The 5285-nt window shown below is 61.4% G+C and carries 6 protein-coding genes; 2 read left to right on the top strand and 4 right to left on the bottom strand.

What is annotated here, in order from left to right; genetic code table 11:
* Both PMI29_RS06995 and PMI29_RS07000 read left to right on the top strand, forming a co-directional pair.
* Positions 1-1012 (top strand): C13 family peptidase (locus tag PMI29_RS06995; RefSeq protein WP_008001742.1); only part of this gene is annotated, 1012 nt, incomplete at its 5' end.
* Between the two features lie 27 nt (positions 1013-1039).
* Positions 1040-1681, top strand: coding sequence for an oxidoreductase (locus PMI29_RS07000; protein ID WP_008001741.1), 642 nt, complete (start codon positions 1040-1042; stop codon positions 1679-1681).
* Positions 1682-1848: 167 nt separating this feature from the next.
* On the opposite strand, the gene PMI29_RS07005 is transcribed toward PMI29_RS07000, so the two are convergent.
* From PMI29_RS07005 to PMI29_RS07020, 4 genes are all read right to left on the bottom strand, one after another.
* Positions 1849-2133: a YceK/YidQ family lipoprotein gene (locus tag PMI29_RS07005; protein WP_008001740.1), complete on the bottom strand. Its 285-nt coding sequence runs from the start codon at positions 2131-2133 to the stop codon at positions 1849-1851.
* The gene (ubiX, locus tag PMI29_RS07010) at positions 2126-2758 is read right to left on the bottom strand and encodes a flavin prenyltransferase UbiX (protein WP_008001739.1); all 633 of its coding nucleotides are present in this window, start codon (positions 2756-2758) and stop codon (positions 2126-2128) included. Before ubiX ends, PMI29_RS07005 begins: the two co-directional genes overlap by 8 nt.
* Positions 2755-4104 (bottom strand): UDP-N-acetylmuramate:L-alanyl-gamma-D-glutamyl-meso-diaminopimelate ligase, encoded by a 1350-nt coding sequence (gene mpl / locus PMI29_RS07015; RefSeq protein WP_008001738.1) that lies wholly within the window; start codon positions 4102-4104, stop codon positions 2755-2757. Before mpl ends, ubiX begins: the two co-directional genes overlap by 4 nt.
* 202 nt (positions 4105-4306) lie before the next feature.
* Positions 4307-5285: sigma-54-dependent Fis family transcriptional regulator (locus tag PMI29_RS07020; RefSeq protein ID WP_008001737.1), on the bottom strand; the 979-nt coding region annotated here is incomplete at its 5' end.

The raw sequence follows: 5285 nt of genomic DNA, 5'->3' as shown, positions 1-5285 counted from the left end.
CGCCAGCCACTACATCGGCCAGTTCAACGACTGGCGTTTTTCCGGCCAAGGCCGACTGAACCTGGCCGACGGCAGCTTTTACACCGGCCAGTTCGACAACGACAGCTACCAGGGGCGCGGCACGCTGGTGCTGACCGATGGTACCGTGCTCAGCGGCACCTGGATCAACGGCCAGCGCGTGCGCGATGCCGAGGGCAAACTGCTGCCTGACACACTCGAACTCGGCCTGCTGGCACAGGGGCGCCTGCTCGACACAGTGCTGGCCAACGTTCCGGCCTCGACCCCGGCGGTGGAACTGTATTCGTTGACCCTGGGCGGTGATGGCAAGCAAAGTGTGTTTCTGCGCGAATCCGATTACGTCGCCAACATGCTCACCACCCGGTTCGGCACCTTTGGCCAGATCCGCCTGGTGAACCATCGTGACCACCTCGCCGACCGCCCTATGGCGACTCGGGAAAACTTGCGCCGCGCCGCCCTGACGCTGGCCGAACGCAGCGGTCCGGAAGACCTGATTTTCATCTACCTGACCAGCCATGGCACCAGCGAACACGAGCTGGTGCTTGACCAGCCGCGGATGGAACTGGCCGATCTGCCAGCCGACGAAATGGCCGCGGTGCTTGCCCCGCTGAAAAACCGCGACAAGATCATCGTGATTTCGTCCTGCTACTCCGGCGGTTTCATCCCCGCGCTCAAGGATGAACGGACCCTGATCATGACGGCCTCGCGGGCCGACCGAGTGTCTTTCGGCTGCTCGGAGGAAGCCAACTTCACCTACTTCGGCGACGCCCTGTTCGCCCAGGCACTGAACCAGACCGATGATCTGGAACAAGCCTTCAAACGGGCCAAGGCCACTGTCGCCGAGCGTGAGCTGGCGGACGGCTTCGAAGCATCCGAACCACAGATCTGGGCACCGAAAACCGTCCTCTCGCACTGGCAACTATTGCGCAAACAACAGGCACGAAAAGCACTGCAAAGTGCATCTATGGAAAGCAAGGATGTAAACAGCAACTAAGCTGAACAGTATCAAGGGAGAAACACTATGTACTTGACGCCTCAGCATGTGCTGCTCGCCGGAGCCACCGGTTTGACGGGTGAACATCTGCTTGATCGCCTGCTTAACGAGCCAACGATTTCGCGGGTATTGGCGCCGTCACGCCGCCCCTTGGCCAAGCATCCCCACCTTGAAAACCCGGTCGGCGACCCGGCGGTGTTTCTGCCGCAATTGAACGGCCGTGTCGACATCGCCTACTGCTGCCTGGGCACCACCATCAAACAGGCGGGCTCGGAACAAGCATTCCGTGCGGTGGACCTGGATATGGTTGTAGCCTTTGCCAAACGCGCACGGGAGATGGGCGCACGGCACCTGATCGTGATCAGTGCCCTGGGAGCCGATCGCAGATCCTCGATTTTCTACAACCGGGTCAAAGGCGAGATGGAGTACGCATTGCGCGCGCAGAACTGGCCGCAGCTGACTATTTGCCGCCCTTCGCTGTTGCTGGGTGATCGCGCTGAGCCGCGCCTGGGCGAAAAAGTCGCAGGGCCGTTGTCACGGCTGATTCCTGGCAAATACCACGGCATCGAAGCGTGCCAGCTGGCCCGCGCAATGTGGCGCCTGGCGCTGGAAGAGCAGGATGGCGTGCGGGTTGTCGAGTCGGATGAGCTGAGGAAGTTGGGCAAATAAACCGCGGACCTGTGGCGAGGGGGCTTGCCCCCGTTGGGCTGCGAAGCAGCCCCCAAAACCAGTCAACTCGATTTATCTGTTGTTCCGCGTGCACAGGATTTACGACTGCTGCGCAGCCGAACGGGGCGGTGCGGCGTTCCGACAAGCCCCCTCGCCACAACGCTCCCTTACAATCCACCCGTCGCCTGAAAATTCACGCCCAAAACCGTCAACACCGACAACGGCAACAGCAGTGTGTCGAGCAACGCACTGGCTGGCAGATCAATGCCCGGATAGCTCGGCGCTTGCGCGCCGAAACGGTCCATCGCGCAACAACCGCCATTCATCGCATACAAATCCAGCCGCGTCCCGGCGTACACCACCGGCGCCCCCGGCTTGGCCGCGTCGAGCGTGCGCGCCGTCGCGCACCCGGCCAATTGCAGCGCCAGCACAACCATCAGCAACTTATTCATCGCTGGTCAGATGATGCTCGCCCCAGCGCGGCAGCATGTCTTGAGGAATATTCAGCAGATTAAGGATCCGCGCCACGACGAAATCGATCAGGTCGTCGATGGTTTGCGGCTGATGATAAAAGCCCGGTGATGCCGGCAGGATCGTCACGCCCATGTTCGACAACTTGAGCATGTGTTCCAGATGAATGCTCGAATACGGCGCTTCACGGGGCACCAGGATCAACTGCCGACGCTCTTTCAGTGTCACATCGGCGGCTCGTTCGATCAGGTTGTTGCAGGCGCCGGTTGCGATGGCCGATAACGTGCCCGTGGAACACGGCACCACCACCATCGCCGCTGGCGCGCCCGAACCCGAAGCCACCGGCGACATCCAGTCTTCCCTGCCGTACACCCGAATCTGCCCGGCGGCGGCCCCCGTGTATTCGGTGAGAAACGCCTGCATCATCTGCGGTTTGGACGGCAGCGTGACGTCCGTTTCGGTCGCCATCACCAATTGCGCGGCCCTGGAAATCAGGAAGTGCACTTCACGATCTTCCCGCACCAGACAGTCGAGCAGGCGCAGACCATATTGGGCGCCGGAAGCGCCGGTCATCGCCAGGGTGATGCGGTCCGGGCCGTTGTTCATTTCAGTGCCTCGGCGAGTTTGCCGTGCAGGCCGCCGAAGCCGCCGTTGCTCATGATCACCACGTGAGTACCGGGTTGGGCCTGGCTCTTCACGCGCTCGATGATGCCTTCCAGGGAATCACTGACAATCGACGGCACAGTGCACAGCGCCGCGGTGCCCGCCAGGTCCCACCCGAGATTGGCCGGTGCGTACCAGATCACCTGATCGGCATCGACCACGCTTTCCGGCAATCCGTCACGGTGCGCGCCGAGCTTCATCGAATTGGAACGCGGCTCGATGATCGCAATCAGCGGTGCATCGCCGATGCGCTTGCGCAAGCCGTCGAGGGTGGTGGCGATGGCGGTCGGATGATGAGCGAAGTCGTCATAAATGGTGATACCACGGACCTCCGCGACTTTCTCCATCCGGCGTTTCACGCTCTTGAAGACGCTCAACGCAGCAATGCCCATGGACGGCACCACACCGACATGGCGTGCGGCGGCAAGGGTCGCCAGGGCGTTGGCGACGTTGTGCTGGCCAGTCATGTCCCACTCGACCACACCCTGGGCAACACCGTCGAACATCACTTCGAACTTCGAGCCATCTTCACTGAGCAACTTGACCTGCCACTGACCGCCGGCACCGGTGGTTTGTACCGGGGTCCAGCAACCCATTTCGATGACGCGCTGCAGGGCTGGCTCAGTGGTCGGATGAATCACCAGGCCTTCGCTCGGGATGGTCCGCACCAGGTGATGGAACTGCCGCTCGATGGCTGGCAGGTCCGGGAAGATGTCCGCGTGATCGAATTCGAGGTTGTTCAGGATCGCGGTGCGCGGACGGTAGTGCACGAACTTGGAGCGCTTGTCGAAGAATGCACTGTCGTACTCATCGGCTTCGATGACGAAGAACGGCGTATCACCCAGGCGCGCCGACACCGAGAAGTTTTGCGGCACGCCACCGATCAGGAAGCCCGGGGCCATGCCCGCGTGCTCCAGCACCCAGGCCAGCATGCTGCTGGTGGTGGTCTTGCCGTGAGTACCGGCAACCGCCAGCACCCAGCGACCTTGCAGCACGTGATCGGCCAGCCATTGCGGGCCGGAAACGTAAGGCAGGCCTTTGTTCAGCACGTACTCCACGGCCGGGTTGCCCCGCGACATGGCGTTGCCGATCACCACCAGGTCGGGGGCCGGATCAAGTTGTGCCGGGTCGTAGCCTTGAGTCAACTCGATACCCTGGGCTTCCAGTTGAGTACTCATCGGCGGATAGACGTTGGCATCGGAGCCGGTCACATGATGGCCCAGCTCTTTGGCCAGAACCGCCATCGAGCCCATGAAAGTCCCGCAGATACCCAGAATATGAATGTGCATTAGTCGACCTCGTAAAACATGGCCGCAGGTTAGCGTAGGGTAGGAAAAATCGCACCTGATGTTTCAGATCTGAAGACGCCTTCGTCGGATCGCCGCCCGGAGCAAGCCCGCTCCCACATTGGTTTTTATAGTGAACACAAATTTGTGAACACCTCCGAGCAAATGCGGGAGCGGGCTTGCTCGCGAATGGCCGCGACACGGTTTACCGGGCGATACCGTGTTTACGCAGCTTTCGATAGAGGGTATTGCGACTGACCCCAAGCTGCTCCGCCGTATGCGTCATATGCCAGCGTGTCTGCTCCAGTGTCGTGAGCAACGCCAGCCGCTCGGCATCTTCCAGCGGATGCTCCGACACCTCTTCAATCGCCGACACCACCGGACGCGCCTGTCGAATCATCGCCGGCAAATCTTCCAGACCGATCCGTCCGTCTTCACACAGTGCTGCCAACGTACGCAGCACATTGCGCAACTGCCGTACGTTGCCTGGCCAGGCAAAACCCAACAGAGCCTCTCGCGCCGGCCCGTCGATCAACACGGTTACTCCGCCCGCCTCCTCGGCCAGCAAAAAATCGAGCAACCGGGATTTGTCACTGCGCTCACGCAAGGCCGGCAATGCAACTTCCAGCCCGTTGAGCCGGTAATACAAATCCTCGCGGAAGCTGCCGTCCTGCACGCGATCCAGCAAATTGCGGTGAGTGGCACTGATGATCCGCACATTCACCGATTCCGGCTCGCCACCGATCGGCACCACTTGCCGGTCTTCCAGTACTCTCAGCAACCGCGTTTGCAGGGCCAGTGGCATGTCACCGATTTCATCGAGGAACAATGTCCCGCCGTCGGCCTGTTGCAACTTGCCGCGCATGCCTTCCTTGCGCGCACCGGTAAAGCTGCCGCCGCGATAACCAAACAGCTCGCTTTCAATCAGGCTTTCGGGAATGGCCGCGCAGTTGAGGGCGACGAATGCTTTTTCCGCCCGCTGGCTGGCGTGGTGCACCGCTTTCGCGAAGGCCTCCTTGCCGGACCCGGTTTCGCCGTTGATCAGCAGCGGCACGTCGCGCTCGTAGACGCGCAAGGCCTTGCGGAAGTCCGCCTGCAACGCCGCATCGTCCAGGCAAATGCCCGACAGGCGCGGTGCTTGTGCAACCATTGGAGCAGGCACCGTCGGAGTCGGCAGCGGCCGC

Source organism: Pseudomonas sp. GM49, assembly GCF_000282355.1.
In the GTDB taxonomy this organism is placed as follows: domain Bacteria; phylum Pseudomonadota; class Gammaproteobacteria; order Pseudomonadales; family Pseudomonadaceae; genus Aquipseudomonas.
The sequence above is the reverse complement of the archived record's forward strand: the minus strand, read 5'-3'. Positions and strand labels throughout refer to the sequence as shown.